The organism is Nonomuraea sp. NPDC059007 (genome assembly GCF_042740555.1).
Classification (GTDB): Bacteria; Actinomycetota; Actinomycetes; order Streptosporangiales; family Streptosporangiaceae; genus Nonomuraea.
The window spans coordinates 65,867-82,913 of the sequence record NZ_JBHYJD010000048.1 but is presented as its reverse complement, the minus strand read 5'-3'; the positions used below and the strand labels follow the sequence as shown (position 1 = coordinate 82,913).

General features: G+C 65.9%; 9 protein-coding genes and 2 pseudogenes. 8 read left to right on the top strand and 3 right to left on the bottom strand.

Annotation, left to right across the window (positions count from 1 at the left end):
• Positions 1-259, top strand: a 259-nt coding sequence (locus tag ACFWY5_RS46725; RefSeq protein ID WP_379638730.1) for a hypothetical protein, incomplete at its 5' end; no start/stop codon positions are given.
• Positions 260-567: 308 nt separating this feature from the next.
• Here the strand turns inward: ACFWY5_RS46725 and ACFWY5_RS46720 are convergent.
• On the bottom strand, positions 568-1,053 hold the full coding sequence (locus ACFWY5_RS46720; RefSeq protein ID WP_379638729.1) for a hypothetical protein: 486 nt from the start codon (positions 1,051-1,053) through the stop codon (positions 568-570).
• Between the two features lie 72 nt (positions 1,054-1,125).
• Between ACFWY5_RS46720 and ACFWY5_RS46715 the strand changes: the two genes are divergently transcribed.
• The gene (locus ACFWY5_RS46715) at positions 1,126-3,531 is read left to right on the top strand and encodes a CHAT domain-containing protein (RefSeq protein WP_379638728.1); all 2,406 of its coding nucleotides are present in this window, start codon (positions 1,126-1,128) and stop codon (positions 3,529-3,531) included.
• An 882-nt stretch (positions 3,532-4,413) separates the two neighbouring features.
• A pseudogene (locus ACFWY5_RS46710) lies at positions 4,414-4,524 on the top strand (hypothetical protein); the annotation flags it as partial.
• A 177-nt stretch (positions 4,525-4,701) separates the two neighbouring features.
• Here ACFWY5_RS46710 and ACFWY5_RS46705 read toward each other — a convergent pair.
• Positions 4,702-5,214: pseudogene (locus ACFWY5_RS46705) on the bottom strand (transposase family protein); the annotation flags it as partial.
• Positions 5,215-5,890: 676 nt separating this feature from the next.
• Entirely contained in the window at positions 5,891-7,099 is a 1,209-nt protein-coding gene (locus ACFWY5_RS46700) for a WD40 repeat domain-containing protein (RefSeq protein WP_379638727.1), read from the bottom strand.
• A 327-nt stretch (positions 7,100-7,426) separates the two neighbouring features.
• Here ACFWY5_RS46700 and ACFWY5_RS46695 point away from each other — a divergent pair, with 327 nt between their 5' ends.
• From ACFWY5_RS46695 to ACFWY5_RS46675, 5 genes are all read left to right on the top strand, one after another.
• Positions 7,427-7,561 (top strand): hypothetical protein, encoded by a 135-nt coding sequence (locus tag ACFWY5_RS46695; protein ID WP_379638726.1) that lies wholly within the window; start codon positions 7,427-7,429, stop codon positions 7,559-7,561.
• 355 nt (positions 7,562-7,916) lie between these two features.
• Positions 7,917-9,476 (top strand): DUF2397 family protein, encoded by a 1,560-nt coding sequence (locus tag ACFWY5_RS46690; protein WP_379638725.1) that lies wholly within the window; start codon positions 7,917-7,919, stop codon positions 9,474-9,476.
• Entirely contained in the window at positions 9,473-10,795 is a 1,323-nt protein-coding gene (locus ACFWY5_RS46685; RefSeq protein WP_379638724.1) for a DUF2398 family protein, read from the top strand. Before ACFWY5_RS46690 ends, ACFWY5_RS46685 begins: the two co-directional genes overlap by 4 nt.
• Positions 10,792-15,792: an SbcC/MukB-like Walker B domain-containing protein gene (locus ACFWY5_RS46680; RefSeq protein WP_379638723.1), complete on the top strand. Its 5,001-nt coding sequence runs from the start codon at positions 10,792-10,794 to the stop codon at positions 15,790-15,792. The genes ACFWY5_RS46685 and ACFWY5_RS46680 overlap by 4 nt, the downstream gene beginning before the upstream one ends.
• Entirely contained in the window at positions 15,789-17,006 is a 1,218-nt protein-coding gene (locus tag ACFWY5_RS46675; RefSeq protein WP_379638722.1) for a TIGR02679 domain-containing protein, read from the top strand. The genes ACFWY5_RS46680 and ACFWY5_RS46675 overlap by 4 nt, the downstream gene beginning before the upstream one ends.
• The last annotated feature ends 41 nt before the right edge of the window (positions 17,007-17,047 follow it).

Below are 17,047 nucleotides of genomic sequence, written 5' to 3'. Positions count from 1 at the left end.
TGCAAACACCACACCCCGTAAGATCGCCGATCTTCAGCACGGCTCAGACTGGCAGGTGATCACTTGGCGCCACCACCGATTACGGGCCAGAGCCGTTCACACTGGACGGACCCGTGCCCGGCCCTACCGCGGCATCGGCCAGTCAAGCCCATCCCAAGCTGAAGCCGGACCGCCCTCGCCAGCCGACCTGGCCAGCCATCAGGTCCACCGTAGAACCATCCTCGGTGGCCTCATCAACGAGTACCGGATCGCCAACTGAAGCCACGAAGAACCCGCAGGCCAGACGCCGAATCCTATTATTGAGCCCCACAGGGTCGCCGCCCTCGGCCCGGGTGGTACGTCGCGGATCCGGTTGAGCGCCACCAGGCTGGCGAAGCCGCCGTCTCGACGGCATCCAACCGGCAATCGAGCTGATGCCGTGTGGCTGCGAGCCCTGTCGGCGGACCAGATCCTGACCCTGCTGGCCGACTGGTTCAGTCTGCTGTCCGGGGTCAGCTGTACGGCGGTGCCACACCCTGTGGAGCTCGTCAGAGTGTTCGAATGGCGTGGGAGGATCGGGTCGTCCGGTCATGCTCCGCCGTGTGCGCTTCGGTTTGACCAGCGGCCCACGATTCGTTGGTCAAGGGCTCGCCGGGCATCGGCCAGCAAGTCGTCGGCGGAAGGCTGGATGGCGGCCTGCGTTGCACGAGGGTCGCGGAAGTCGGTATCGGGTTCCTCATCGTCTGGTGGTGCGGCGTCGGAGGCAAGGTCCTGCTCCGACAAGGCGTTTCGTACCGCCTCGAGGATCAGCGCATCCGGACTGCCGGCCCGGTCTCCGGCGTCGACGACTTCTCGGACCAGTTCGAAGCGAAACCCGTTAAGGCTCGCGGTGACCTGGCCCTGCATGCGTGGAGCCAACGCGGCCATGGTGAAGCTCAGCAGGGCAAGCACACCAAACCCGCCAGCAAGGGTGTCACGGTCTGTGAGCATCGCGACGGTGGCCAAGGCGATGAAAGCGGCGCCTGCGACGAAGAGGATCAGAGCTCCGAAGCGGCTTGCCCTTTCTGAGCGCATGCTTGACGTTAGCATCGTCAAGAGGGCAGCCGCTCGCTCAGGAATCGGGTTGCAGACGGAACGGAGTAATTCGTGTTCGGGAAGCGCTCGGACGGGTCACGAGACGCTGCGAAGCGGTTACGGGCGATCCTGCGCGACTCGCGCCGGAGTAAGAAGGCGAAGGCGCAGGCCCTGCTTGAACTGGCGAGCGAACTGTTTCCCTTGGGTGATCACCAGGTTCGAGCCGAGGCGCTGGATTGTGCCATCCGTCTTTATATGGAGAGCGGCGACCCGAGAGCCAAGGACGAGATCATCGGTCGTCTCGGCAGTGAAATGGCGGCGATGGCGGATGCGGGGTTGCGGTACGGAACCGAAGGAACGCAGACGCTCGGGGACTCCCTCTACGCATACGCTCGAAGTCTTAGTGACCCTTCTCTGGCCAGGACCTTGCTCGAGAAGGCCCTCGCCGTGCACGAGGCGTACGGGGACATCAAGGGTCAGGCGGATGCTCTAGAGCGACTCGCCACGTTGGATGTGGCGGAACGTCGTGACACGACACACGCGGAACGAGCGCTGGCGTACTACACCGAGATCGGCGATGGTCAGGGACGGGTGAAGGCCCTGCACCTGGTGTCCAGCGCGGCTAAGACGCGCGGAGACCCAGGACGGTCACAGGCGTACCTGGAGGAAGCGCTGCGGATCGCGCGGGCCTGCGGGGACGTCGATGCCGAAGCAGTGACCTTGCTAGGACTCGCGACCCGGGTCATGGTCGACCGCCGAGACACGGTGCTGTCCCGGCAATACGTGGTCGCAGCAAGCGAACTCCTGCCCCGCCTGAACGATCAAGATATCGCGAGCGGCATTTACTCAATGCTCGCCAGTTCCGATATGGCACATGGTGATTTCGCCTCGGCTGAACGGAACAACCGCCGAGCGCTGGAGTACGAGTCGACCCCCTGGGCAGGCATGGCAGCACACGTCCATGGAGCCGCGACCGAGTACCTGATCACGCAGGACCGCGCTGAGGAAGTAACGCAGGAAGCGCTCAACCAGGTAAGGCTGCTGGAAGCCGAGCGGCGCAGCCTGGGCACGGCCCATAACCAGGCCCGCTGGTACCAGGAACATAGGCCCGCCTACCTGAGGGCCATGAGACTCGCCGCGGCTTCCGGGGACGGGCACGCCGCGCTGGAAGTGGTGGAAAGCGCACGGGCGCAGGCACTGGCGGCGACCTTAAGCGTCGATCCGGCTGTACTCGCCGAAGCCGATTTCACCTCTGACGGCGAAGTGGACCGGCTCCTTAGACGTATTTCCACCTTCGAAGACGCCGGTCCGGACGCCTTCGGAGGCGCTGGAAACCTGAGCGCCGAGGATGCCACCGGGTGGAACAAACTGATGGCGCACGCTCTGGAGGAAGACCACGCTCGGCTGGCCGACATCATCGGTACCCAACTGCTGCGACAGGCTGGCCCGGTGGAGTCGGTACGGGATCATCGCGCCAAACTCAGCCGGGGAACTCATGCGCTTGTGTACGACATTGAGTGGAATGGTGATGTTGCCACCGTGTACACGGTGTGGGTGCCGCCGCTCCCCGGGGAGCCTACAGTCGAACGCATCGCACTCGACGCAGAACAATCTCACTACATCCGCACCTTCGCGGACCAGAACGCCGCCGTGGAATTGCTCAACCAACCGGCACATGCCTGGCAGGCTCGACTCACCCAGCTGATCCCCGAGGGCCTGCAAAAGGTGCTGACCGCGCCCAACCAGCCCCAGAATGGCGCCGACCTGGTCATCGTTCCGGCAGGCGAGATGTGGGCGGTGCCGTTCTCCGCGATCCGCGTCGGACCCGCACCTCTCATCGAGGTGGCCACACCTGCACTTGCCCCGTCGCTGGCCGTCGCGGCCACCGCGAGCACGCGCAAGGTGCGCCGCGTACGGCGTGCTGTGGCGTTGCTGGATACCGGGCTGCGTGGCACGTCATGGGAACGGGACGCCCTCACTCAGCACTTCCGGTTGACCGAGGTGCAGCCTCTCACCAGATACCTGGTTGACGCGTTGAACGCGCCGAACACGTACGAGCTTGGTGTGGTCAGCGCACATGGCGACCACGTCCGAGGGCTGGCGCACGCACTGCACATCGGTGAGCGGGGTCGCCTCTTCGCCGGAGTGCTGCTGCGGTGCCGCGTTCCATTGTGGTGGGTCATGGGCGCCTGTTGGTCTGGGCACCTCGACCCCGTCCCCGGCCATGAGCCGGTGGGATTGCCCACGGTCGCTCTCCTGCGTGGCGCCCGCGCTGTGATCGGCGCCCTGCACCGCGTCCCGGACCGAGCGACCGGCCGGATCCTGGCCACAACGTACGGCGGCATGGCCAACGGTGCCCCCGCTCCCGCTGCCCTCCGCACGGCGCAACGCGAATACCTGGTGGCCGCCAGGGGCAACCGTCCACTGATCCATTGGGCTCCCCTCGTGGCGATCGGCGCGCCGGGCACCTCCTCCTGAACCTGTCCCGCTCGAAACACGGTTTCGGGCTCTGAGCTGGGGTTCTGCTGCGCGATCAGTTCGGCGGCTGTCCCCGTCGCGGGATGTTTTTGTCGCTGATCTACCGTGTGGTTCGGTACTTGTGCGGGCATGTGGCGGTGCTGGCCCGCTCTGATCTGACCAAGGAAGCTGAGCTGTTGGTGTTGCGTCATGAGAACAGGGTGCTTCGGCGTCGGCTCGGTGGTCGGCCGCGGTGGGGTCATGCCGACCGGCTCTGGCTTGTGGCGTTGTCTCGGCTGGTCCAGCGCCTGCGGTGGGTGGAGGTGTTTCCGGTCACCGCGCGACGATCTTGCGCTGGCATCGCCAGCTCGTGGTGCGGAAGTGGACCTTCGCCGACCGGCCTCGCCCGGGCCGGCCTGGCACTCGCAGGCCGGTCAAAGCGCTCATCCTTCGGATGGCGTGGGAGAGCCCAACCTGGGGGATCGGCGGATTCAGGGCGAGCTGACCCGGCTGGGATACTCGATCGCAGCCTCCACGGTGTGGGAGATCCTGCACGCGGCTGGTATCGATCTGGCGCCTCGCCGGGCCGACCTGGCGGCAGTTTTTGACCGCTCAGGGCCCAGGCGATCATCGCGTGTGACTTCCTGGTGGTTGAGACGATTCTGCTCAAGCGGCTGTATGTGCTGGTCTTCATCGAGTAGGGCACCCGGCGACTGCACCTGGGTGGAGTGACCGGGCATCCGGCCGGCGCGTGGACGGTTCAGTGGGCCCGCAACTTGGTCATGGACCTGGGGAGTGCATCGCCGGTCTGCGGTTCTTGATCCACGATCGCGATCCGCTCTTCACCGTCGCCTTTCGGGAGGTCTTCACCGCTGAAGGGCTTCAGGTCATCGCCACGCTCCCGTGGACGCCGAGGATGAACCCATCTGTGAGCGAGTGATCGGTACCCTGCGCCGTGAACTTCTGGACCGGATGCTGATCCTCAGCGAACGCCATCTGGCCATGGTGCTCGGCGAGTACCTGATTCACTACAACGGGCACCTGCCGCACCAGTGCCGGCAGCAACGGCCCCCGTACACCGCAACGCAGTCCGCCCGCGACTTGACCGAACTGAACGACCTGCGACTGTCCGCCGAAGGCCCGTCGTCGCGGCCACGATCAGTGAATACCATCACGCCGCTTAACCGCAGCTCAGCCCACGTAACTCAATATTCGAGCGGCACAGGGTGCGGACCGGGCCTCGGCTCCCTGGTAGGCCTTGTCGGCCAGGGTGATGATGCCCGCACGTTCGAGTGCGCGCAGGATGCCCCAGATGCAAGCGGCGCTCAGATCGTGGGCCTTGCCCGGCAGCGCGCCGGACGTCCACAGAATTGTCCCGTCCGGTGAGGCGAGGACCTGCACGTTCATACCGTGCACGCGGTGCTTGCCGGAGAAGTAGGGTCGGTCGGCCGCGATCCGGTCGATGTGGATCAGGGTGCCGTCCAGCACCAGGTAGTGCAGCCCGTCCCGCTTGGCCTTGCGCAGTGCCTGGCCGAGCTTGGGCGAGCGCGCGGACAGCAGCATCACGGTCTCCTCCACATACCGCCACGCGGTCGCCGTCGAGACCCCGAATCCGGCCCCGAGCGCAGGGAACGTCTCTCCCTTGCGCAGGTAGGCCAGCACCAGCAGGGCCTGCTGTCCCGGGTTGAGCAGCCGCCAGGTCGTGGTGTGTACAGGGTTGGTACGGGCGAGCACGGAACGGCTAGAACTATGTTCCGCCCAGGCGGCCAAGCGCATGTTTTCCCAGGTCAAAGCCATGATTGAAGCGCGCCCTGCAGGATTCGAACCTGCGACCGTCGGATTAGAAGCAAGATCCTTTAGTGTCGTGGGGTGTCATCTAAGGACAGCTCATACCGTTTCCGCGCACATTGCGTGTCAGGCAGTGCCGGGCCCTGACGACACGTGACGGGGCGTACGAGCACGCACCGAGCACGACCGACAACCCAATGATCATTGCATTGGGGCTCCACGGCATGGATCCCGTACCCCAGAGCGCATCGGCACTACGAAGAAACGGACCACCGTGCTCGGGGCGTGCTCCAACATCGAACGATCTGGTGTGCCCCTAGTTTGATGAAGGCGCTTCACCGAGTCCGTAGAGTTCTAATTTTCATTTTCACTATCAGTCCACGAATCACAGTTCCGCATCCCGCAGGCTGCGGAAGGATATGAGGAAGCTATCGGGACTGAAGCGTCTATCCCCCTCATGGCTTCGCGCCAGACCCCTGGCGTTCGAAGCTAGGGTATGGAAGGGGCCAGCGTGATCGATGATGTCGTGGCTGGTGTGCTCGTCGAGGTGATCGCCGCGACCGAGCGGAGGCATTGTCACGACTCGACCTCTCTACGAACGCGCGCTGCGTAATCGGGCGCGGAGGTAGTCGATGCGCCGGTACAGCACCTGGTAGTCGGGGGGTTGAGTGCTCCTCCACAACTGCACCTTCCTGTCGGCGCCTGCTGTGGCGAGCAGATGGCCATGCGGGTGGAAGGCGAGGGCCCGGATGGGACCGGTGTGGCCGTCGAGCGGGCGCCCAACTTGTTTCCCGGAATCGAGATGCCACAAACGGACCAACCCGTCATCGCCCGCGCTGGCCATCAGGTCCGCTCCCGGGTGAAAGGCCACCGACCGCACCGGGCCGATGTGACCGACGAGCGGATCCGCCATGGCGCGTCCCGAGTCGGGATCCCACAACCGCACCGTTTCGTCGTCGCCGCCGCTGGCCAGCAGGTGCCCGTCCGGATGAAAGGCCACCGTTACGACTGCGCCGTTGTGGCCCACCAGGGGGTCGCTTGCCGGCTGTCCGGACGTTGTCCTCCACAATCGCACCATGCCGTCGTCCCCGCCGTTTGCCAGCAGGTGTCCGTCGACGTTGAAGGCGAGGGCCCAGCCTGCGCCGTTATGGTTGATCAGAGGCTCCCTCAACGGCCTTCCCGTGGTGGTGTTCCACAGCCGGACGGTCCCGTCTATGCCGCCGCTGGCCAGGATGTTCCCGTTCGGATGGAAGGCGACCGACCAAACACTGCCCGTATGGCCGTGCATCGGCTCACCCACCGGTTGTGATCCGCCGACATTCCACAGGCGTACCGTCTTGTCGCTGCCGCCACTGGCAACCAGATCCCCATCGGGATGGAAGGCCACCGCCACGACGGCACTCGTATGACCTTGGAGGGGTTCCCGCCACGGCTTTCCCGTCGCCGTGTCCCACAGTCGCACGGTCCCATCGCCTCCGCCACTGGCCAGGATGTTCCCGTTCGGGTGGAAGGCCACTGACCAGACGGCGCCGGCGTGACCTTCCGGCAATCCGCTCTCCGGCCGGTACAGCTCCTCTTGCTCGTGTAGTGGATCGAGGACCGGCTCGTCCTCCGGCTGAAGCGTGAGCTCGGTCCCGGGACCCAGAGGGCGATTGCGCTCGGAACGCATGTTGTGGGCGGCGATCCACAGAGCCTTGAACTCCATGACGTCGCCTTTCAGCGCCTGGTCCACCAGCTCCAGGTTGCCCCACCGAGGCAGGTTCGCGCAGCGGATCACTCCGTGGGCAGTGGAGTGGCTCATCGCTCCCGTCTGCTTGGTCAGAGTCCGGCCGCTGGGCTCGCCGGCATGCAGATGCAGATCCCGCAGCCGCTCACGTAGAACGGCCAGGGGATCCTCCGGCAGGGGGCTGGCGGAGCCATGGTGATGTCAAGATTCCAGCCTCTTGGAGAACGTAAACCCACATCGTCACCTGGGCTGGAACTGTCAGCTTCTGTCAGCCGACGTACGGGTTCATCGGATTGCGTAAGACCTTGGCACAGATCGTCAACGGCTCTCCGGCGCGCTACATCCTGATAGCGCACCCTCGGCATCGGTCGAGACGATGCCGAATTCACGAAGGGAAGCTTCATGCTGCTGCTGCCCCACCTCGCCGCACTGGTCGTGGCAAGCTCCGCGTTGCTGGCACTCCCCGCCGTGATCTACATGTTCTCGGCCGACTCAGGACGTCGGTCCCGAGCACTGCGCCTGCTGCTGCGCCGGTAGCACCTGCCCGACTTCGGTGAACACTACTGGTGCTGGGAGCGTAGAAGGCGACGAAGACCGGGTGCGTTGCGCGCTCTCAAAAACAGTCATACGCCAGATACGGGAGTCGGTAAAGGGACTGACGGTACTGCCGTGAAATCAGTGAGCGGTTCGCCGCTGGAGACGGAAGGTATTGAAGGGGCCAGTGAAGTGCATCTGTGCATTAGAGCTTCAACTCATAGATATTTCGGCTGGCCCGTATTAAGGCGGAGGGTGCAGAATGAAACGATCTCGCGGAATCTTCGGAAAAATGTCATACCTCTTAGTCACACTTTGCTGGTGAGGCTCGGGATCACGGCGGTCCTTAGGAGGTGACGTGGAGCAGCCCCGACGATGGTGGCAAGCGGTTTTGCCTGCTGACTGGACGGTGTTCGCCCTGCCCGACGATCTGGCGCGGGAACGGTACACGGCGCTTTTGGCCGCTCTCGAAGAGCTGTCGACTCGAGGGCCCATGTCGAGTCTGGAGGAAATCACGGCGCAGGTGCGCAACGTCGGATTTCACGATCCGCTGCCGGAGCCGGAGTTGCGGGAGACGCTGGATCAGCTCGCCAAGTGGGGGTTCGCCGAGCCGTTTCGCGACTACACGGCCCCCGTGCGCAACTACCAGGGCCTGATCGTCCGACGGGAGGCCTGGGCGCTGACACGCAAGGGACGCGGCATCGTGGCCGCGGTCCGGGCGGCTGTGGTCGATACGCGACGGGCGCTCCAACTTCCGAGCAGGCTGCTTGACAGCGTCGAGTTGACCATTCGCAAACTCATCGATCATTTGACGGATCAGAGCGGCATCCTGCCCATGGATCTGGACGACGTGCGGACTCGAATTGAGGAGCTGCAGCGGGTCACCGCTGATTTCTACACCGCGTTGGCGCAGATGGTGCAGTCGGACGTGACCGATGACGAACTGTTCGGCGACAACCGGGACCGGGTGATCGAGGCTCTGCGACAGTTCCCGCGCGAATACGGGCGTGCCTTGCGGCGAGTGGAAATTGCGCTGCTCGACCTTCGCGGCGCAGGGCATCGGCGGATCGTCGAGGCGGCCGTCGCACACGCAGGACTGATCGATGTTCGTGACCAGCAGTACTGGGTCGAGGAGCGGGTGCGCTGGATATCGGATCTGGAGGCTTGGTTCGCGCTGGACGGCACCGTTCACCGGCTGATCTCCTCTGCGACCGGGGCAGTGTACACGTTGCTGGTGGCCATCGAGCGCCGCTATTCGGCGCGCCGCCGGGGCTCGGATCTCGGGCTGGACTTCCATGTGCTCGCGCGGAGTCTGTTCAGGCAGCCGAGCGACGAGGAGGCCAGGCGTGTCTTCGCGGCGGCCTTCGGCGACTGGCCGGCATGGCACGCAATGGCAGGATGCCTGGAGGAGGACGTGGCCCACGGCACCGCAGCGGCCGCAGGCGACTCCCCGTATCGAGTCGAAGTGACGTTGCGCGAGCACGAGCGGCAAGGGCGCGCCAGCGGGCGCCCGCGCAAGGTGGCCGACACGTCGGCGGCGCGCGCAGCCGCGGTGACCGAAGCCGCCGCCGAAGCCACCCGGCGACGCCGTCTGGCCGCGTTCCTGGTCACGGATGGAGAGGTAGGGCTGGATCATTTCGCGGGTCTGGAATCGGAGACCGCCGCCGTGCTGCTGCGGGCGATCGAGATCGCGCTCGCACAGTTCAACCCCAGGGAAGGTCGTGGAGTGGTGCCTGTTGACGGCGCGAATGTCCTGGTCGAGGTGCGGCCAGGTGTCGCCGGCCGCACTGTGACGATCGAACTGGCCGAGGGACGGTTGACGGGTCCGGATCTGAGAGTGCGTGTTACCTCCATCGATTCCGGCACCGCGGCTGGAGCGTTCCGTCCGGCGGGCGAGCAGGACGGAATGGTCGCATGAGCGGACTCTATCTCGACGCCGATCTGTGTGAGGCCGCTCGGACCCTGGCCGCGACCGGGCGGCTTCGTGCCGAGTGCGATCCCGAGTACTACCGAGCTGCCGTCAAGGGGCGCCATGATCTGGCCGCGTTCTTCCGGCACCAGTTCGGTTGGACCTTGGAGGTCTTGGAGGTGGCCGAACTGGTCCGTCTCCACAAGCGACGTGTGGATGTTCCCGCCGATCGAGGACCACGGTTGGAGCGTGGACGCGGCGATGGCCCCTTGGCGCCCAAAGACGTGCTCGTATGCGTCGCGCTGGTGTGCGAGCAGCTCTGGCGACGCTCCCGGATGAGCCTGCGGGAACTGCTTCAGGCGATCGCGCACGTCTGCGCATCGGAGGCGCGGCAGGGCACGCTCCCCGAGTTCCAGGTCGTGGCTCCGGACGGTGTCGGTAAGCAGGCGGCACGGCGGAACCGGCAGCACCTTGTGGATGCGCTCAAGCTGCTGGTGGCTGAAGGAACGATCACGGTGGACGCCGACCTCGATCATGCCGTGGACGATGAGGACAGTGATCTGGTGGTCACCGCGGCCCGGGATCGCTTGGCCGCCAAGTTCTCCTCTCTGTCCCCGGTGTTGCTCGGCTTGGACGCGCTCCCGCCCGAGCGGCATGTCGCCGCCCTGTCGGCGCGATCGCTGCTGGATCGGGAGGACGTCACCGATGCGGGTACGCCGCCGAGCTTGGAGGATCGCAGGTTGCGAATGATGCGCCGGCTCGTCGATGACCCGGCGACCGATCCCAGCGACGATCAGACCGAGGGTTCGCCGTACCTGCACACTTTGTCGGGCCGGGAACGCGCCCTGAATGTCATCGGCTCCCTCGGTTACGCAGCCGCGGTCAGGCGGGACTGGTGGCAGGTCACCGACCCGACGGGAGTCGGAACCGGCACCTCGTTCCCGAACGGTCGCCGCACCGAGCGGCAGGCCGCCCTAGCGCTGCTTGCGGCTCTCCCCCACCGCGAGGATCCCATGGCGCCGCTGCCCGTCAGTGAAGTGCTGGGCGTGCTGGAGAAGGCTCGTGAAAAACTGCCGCGGTGGGCTGCGGCCTATTCCGGGCGGCTGTCGGCCCTCGCCCGCGCCGCGGCCGCTGAACTGGTCGCAGTGGGGCTGCTCCGCGAGGACCGGGAAGACCCCGGTATCTGGCACCCAACCCCTGGAATTCACCTGTGGCGAGTACGAGTCCGCCCCAGTGCCACCACCAAGGCTCAGGGCGAACCATCCGATGCCGGGCTCGCGCAGGATCCCCTTCCTCTCACCGCCGAAATCCCAGGAATCCCGTCATGACGAAGACCGAGCATCCAGCACACCTGCTCGCCGCGGGCGACATAGCGACGCTCGGAGTCCCGGGCACCGATGACCGGTGGCAGCCCACGCGGGCCGGCATGGTCAACTCCTGGGCATGGGCCGACGAGACGCTGCTGTTCGCCGATGGATGGCTCGCCCTGGCCGGTCCCAACGGCTCGGGAAAGTCCTTGACCGCGTCCATGCTGATCACCCTGTTGCTCGACGCCGAAACCTCCCAGACGGCTCTGTCGGTTTCGGGTAAGGCAAGCGGGACTCTCACCAGCAGGCACACCGATCGGAACGAGCGCGAGGACCGGACGGGGGCGTGGTGGCTGGAGTACGGCCTGCGCGACAGCGTGAGCGGTCAGACGTCGTACTTGACGACCGGTCTGTGGCTGCGATCGACCGTCAGCGAACTGCAACGTGCGTTCTTCATCGTGCCTGGCCGGGTTGGCCGTGATCTGATCCTGCAGCGCGATCACGAGGCGATCAGGATCGCCGACCTGGCGGAACAACTCGCCACGCTCCAAGGAGAGCTGTTCACCTTGTCGTCGGCCTTGCGCCCGCAGGCGACGGCACATCTGCAATCCGTCGGCGACGAGCGCGGTTACCGGCAGGCCGTCCGGACCCGGTTGTTCGCCCCTCTGGACGAGGTTCAGTTCGAGGCGCTCATCGGTGTGCTTCGGAGCCTGCGTAGCGTCCGTACGGCCGAAGCGATCTCGCCGGTGAAGATGCGTGAGGTCCTCACCGACGCCCTGCCCGCCCTCGAACCCGATCAGCTCAAGCTCATCGCCGAGGCGATGGAACGCATCGCCGAACTTGAGAACCAGCTCGATCGTGCCCGCAGCGAAGCCGGCCTCCTGAAGGACGCGCACCGCCTTTACGGCCGCTATCTCAACGCCGTCAGCCAGCTTCAGGCAGCTGAGCTGTCATCGGCCAACAACGCCTACGACGACCAGACGCGACGCGCCAGGGAGGCGACCGAGCAGCTGAAGGAGACGGAGAGCGCCAAAGCCTCGGCCGAAATCGGGTTGAAGGCGACTCGCACTGCGGTTTCTCGGCTAGAGGGCGAGCTCGGAGCCGCCGACCAGGTTCTCAGCGAACACGCCGGTGCGGAGCTGTCACTCCTGCAGGAAAGAGCCGACGAGTTCACCTTGGCGGCGAGTGAGGCGGACGTACGAGCGGAGCAGGCCACGAACAGCGCATCCGACGCCGCCTACCAGGCTCGGGAGTCAGCCGATTCCGCCTCGGACGCGCAGCGTCACCTTAACGACCTCGCCGACCAGCTACGGCGCGATTCGTCCGCGGCGGGAGCGGAATCGGCTTTCGACCGGCTCTTGGTTGCCCTCCAAAATCTTGCAGTTGGCGAGCCGACGGCTTCGGCTCCTTCGTTGGACCTGCCGCAGCTTTGCGGGACGCCGCTCGCGTGGGTCGAGGCCCGTGTCCGGCAGATTCGCCGAGTTCAAGACGTACTACATAAGCACAGCGAGGCGCAGCACACCGAACAGGCAAGGGCCGAGATCAGGCGCCGTGCGGAGGAGGAAGAGGACAAGGCCCACGGGGCAGCCGAGGATGCCACGCGAGCCGGCCGACAGGCCGAATCCGCGTTCACCGACGAACTCACCGTCTGGTCTGCGACTCTCCGCCACCTCGAGCCCCCGCCCCAGGAGCTCAGTGCTCCCGATCCCATGTCGGCAGATGGGCGCTTGTCACCCGGCAAGGTGAGCGAGTGGCTGGAGCTGGCCGCTGCCAGGACTCGCGACCGTATAGATGTGGCAGGGCACCGCGAACGCGCCACGACCGATGCGGCACTGGCCAGCCAGGCTGCCAAGGTCGCAGCCGACGCCCGGGCCTCACATAGAGCCGAGTTCATCCGCGTGGAGAAGTCCGCTGAACGGCTTCAAGAGGTCGGTGCCGAGATCGAGGCCGAGTCCGTGGTGGACGAGCAGGAATGCTCGCAAGCGTATGAAGATCACGCAGCAGAACGGGCCGCTGCTGAAGCCGAGGTGGCTGCTGCTCGGCAGCGCCGCTCCGATGGTGCGGCCGCTGTCGTCGTCGCCGCAGGCGACTGGCTCACGAAAGCGCACCGCTGGCGGAGTTCTCTGGTGTTCCTCGACCCGGGAAGGATTGCCCTGCCAAGCCCTGCGGCACACATCTCGTCCGCGCAACTCGACGCACTGGATCCCACTGCGATCCGCTTGGCGGCGCACAACGCGTATGCCCACGCGGTCCCTGTTCTTCACGATCGGGTGTCTGCTGCTCAGAACCAGGTGCAGCAGATCGCTGATCACATCGACACCGTCGAGACCAACCTGGCACAGGCTCGGCAGGCAGCCCCTGTTCCGCCCGGGCCTGTGTGGCGGAGCCGGCATCCTGATGACGGCGTCCCGCTGTGGGCCCTGGTCGACTTCGCCGATCATCTGACGCCGCACGATGCCGACCGGCTGGAGGGCGCGCTGCTGGTGTCCGGCCTCCTCGACGCTCTGATCACTCCTGATGGCCGGTTGGCGGCTGGAGACCTCGTCATCACCGCACGGGCACCGGCCGCAGGACGAACACTCGCTGACCTACTCCGTCCCGAAAGCCACCCTGACCTGTCGGTCGGCCAGATCACGCACGTGCTGCGTACCATTCCGGTCGACGCGCATGAAACCAGCCAAGTCCCCGGCACGCTGACCCATGGCGTGCTCACCGCCTCCTGCCCATCCGGCTATCGCGCGGCCTACATTGGGCGGACGGCTCGCGAGCGCGCCCGCCGTCAGCGCGTCAGCGATCTGGAGGAGGAGCTGGCGCGGCTCGAGGGCGACTTCGCCGAGGCCCAAGATGAGCTGACCGCACGGAAACGGGACGTGGAAGCCGCCGCCGAGGAGCGGGACGGCATCCCACCGGACGGTCCTGTCAGCGCCGCCCGCCATCAGCTCGACGAGCTCACCGCAGCCCTCGCCGGCGCCGAGCAGGCGGCCACCCGCCGCACCACTCAAGCCGACCGAACGCTTGCCGAAATCCTGGCAGGTCTGGAGGCCAAATCCGCTCAGCGCTCCGCACGACTGGCCGCGGTGCAACAAGACATGCACCATGCCGAGCAAAGCGCCCTCGCGGCCCATGCCCGGGCCACCGAAGCGGAGATGCAAGCGGCCGAACTCGCCCAGATCGCGGCCGACAGCGATACCGCGCATGCGGAGGCTGCCCGTGCGCAGGAGGAGGCCGATGCTGAACGGTCGGCCTTCCCCCACGTGTCGCTGGCCACCGTGGCAGAGGCACACCAGGCCGAAGATCGTGCTGACGCCACCCTGATCGGAGCGCGCGCCGCCGTCATTGACGCCTGCGAACGACACACACAAGCCACCGACGCCGTCAAAAAGGGACTCCGCACGCTGAACCAGGCGGCGGCTCTGCCCGACGGTTCCCTCTTGCCCACCTCACGGGACACGCTCGACAATCATCTTGAGGCGGTCTCATCCCTGACACGTGTCATCGACGGCTGCTCCGCCGCCGCCCGGCGCTGCGGTGAGCTGATCCAGCTCGCCCAGCGAGATGCCCGCAATGCCGCCGCTCAGCAGACCGCCGCCGCCAAGGCCACCGAGTCCGCCATGAAAGCGGGACTCGCGGCGACGAAAGCAGTCGCGCACGTCGCAAAGATCCGCACGCTGTACGGCACCGAATACCAGGAGTTGCTCGAGGAACGTCAGGATCTGGCCGACCGGCTTCAGAAAGCCAAGAACGCGGTGGAAACGCTGCTTACCGAACGGCAGACCGCTGAGGTGGACGCCGTGCGGGCTCGCTCCACCCTGGAAGGTATCGAACCCCATCGCGCCGAGGCCGAACGTCGCCGAGACCATGCTCTACGTCTGCTCGGCCGCCTGGTCGACGAACGCCTCGCCACGCTGCCGGACGATATGCCGGCCGACGAAGGGGGCCGACCCGCGAACCTGACCACCGGCCTCACCTGGGCCTACCGCTTGCTCGCCGGCAAACCCTCGGGCCCCGAACGCCTGAACACCCTCACTCAGAACCGCAACCGGGCACTCGTCGCGCTGGAGAACAGCGTCCGCACTGCCAGCGCCGCCCTCGCCCGCTTCAACCGCCAGGTCGTCCTCGTCACCGTGGAGGACACCGAATGGCGACGGGCCATCATCGCCGACCCGGACGCCACCCGGGGCGACGACCTCGATCTCGCACTTCAAGCCCTGCACGCGAGCATCGCCCAGCTCGAAGAAGACCTGCGTGACGATGTCAAACAGACCATGAAGACCGGCATGTTCACCAAACTGCGCCGCGACATCCAGGTGCGCCGAGATGCCGCACGCGAGCTGGTCCGGCAGATCCGGGCAACCCTGCGGGAGGTCCGTACCGGGGTGGCCAACGTCGGCGTGCAGGTCGACTGGGATGTCCGCAAGGACGAGGACGCCCAGCACATGATCAGACTCATCACCCAGCCTCCCTCCGAGGCCACCTTCGAGCAGATGTACACGGTCCTGCGGCAGCGGATGGACGAAACGGTCGGCGAACCGTGGCCCGACCGCGTCGCGCACACCTTCGACTATCGGGCCTGGCATGAGTGGGACATCTCCGTCACCCACTCTTCCTTCGGCGACGGCAACAGTGAAGCCTTCCGGAAGGTCTCCTCGCGCTCCAACCCGCTCGAATCGCTGTCTACCGGGGAGCGTCGGCTCGCCACCATGTTGCCGCTTCTGGCCGCCGCGTGGTCGATGTACTCCGGCGACGCCTATCGCGGACCCCGGCTGCTGTCGATCGACGAGATCGACGCCGCCTTCGACGAGCCGAACCTTCGCCAGATTCTCGGGCTGCTTCGATCATGGAACTTCGACGTCCTGGCCACAACGCCGTCCATATCCCCAATGATCAAACGAGAATCCGGCCGCACCATGATCCACGAGGTCATCGCCGCCGGACGGCAACGCATCACTGTCCCCTGGCTGTGGGAAGGACACGGCGATCCGCAACCCCTTACCCTCGAACTGAACAGCCCATCATGAGCCACGGCCTCGACCTGATCGTGCACGATCCCGACTTCGCCCCGCTGTGGGCCGCCCTCCACGACCGCCTATGCTCGGGAGAAGAAGCCAACGCCATCGCCATGCTCAGGGTGCGCCATCTTCCGCCGTCCGCGATCGCCGAACTAAGGTCCTGGTTGGACACCACTACCCGGCGCCGCCGCAGCCGATCGGCGATCCCCATGACCGGCACAACCGCACACGTCCCCATCCGGGAGCTGCTGTCGGTGCTCGAAATCTCTCCACACGAGCTGATCCCACTCACCGAGAAAGCCACCGGCAAGCAGATCGTGAACCGAGCCGCCGCCCGCAGGGACGCCGCTGCGCTGCGCCAGGACCTCTGGGCGTACGCCACCGACCAACTCCCCCGCCTACCACGCTTGGTCGCCCGCATGCGCTCAGCAGGGGTCAGCGACGACGAACCCGCACTCCGCCAACTGATCACCGCCCTAGCCGAAGTCATCAAGAAACTTCCCGCCCAACCTCCCGTCAGCCTGCCCAAACTCGCCCACGACAGCGCCGGCGACCCCCATTACTTCGACCTGAACACCCCCAACGGCGCACGACTGGTCTCGGCCGTCGCCGAATTCACCAGGCAGCCAGAACCCATCCGGCCCGATCTCGTCCGCGCCCTCCTCTCGGACGCTGGCATCGTCGCTGACCGGCTGTCGGCCACAGTTCTCCTATACCGAGTCAAGGTCGTCGGAGACGGCGTTATAGACCGGCGGCTGCGGGAGGCGACGACGCCAGTGGCGGTAACCCTGCTTGATCTCGTCATGCAGCCACCCGTCCTGTCTCAACAGATCCTGACCGTCGTCGAGAATCCGTCCGTTCTCGAAGCGGCCATGGCCTTGGACAGTGACCTTTCCCTCGCCTGCACCAGCGGCCACCTGCGGGGAGTCGATCACGCCCTCCTCCAGCTCGCCTTCGACCAGAACATCGCCCTGCGGTACGCGGGTGACCTCGATGCCGACGGCTTTCAGGTCGCCAACTACATTGCTCAGCACTACGGCGCCGAACTCGTGGCGATGGACGCCGAGATCATCGCCGAGGTTGGACCGACACCCTCCGCGGTGCCACTCGGCCCTCACACTGATCCGACGTTAAAAGCAGCACATGGACTGCCCGAGTACGTCCTCTTCCAGGAACACGACGCCGTTCTCCGGCGCATCTTGACCGACCAGGAGTCGCCCTGAGATCGGAACCGACATGAGCGCTGCACCGCGTCAAGAGCAAC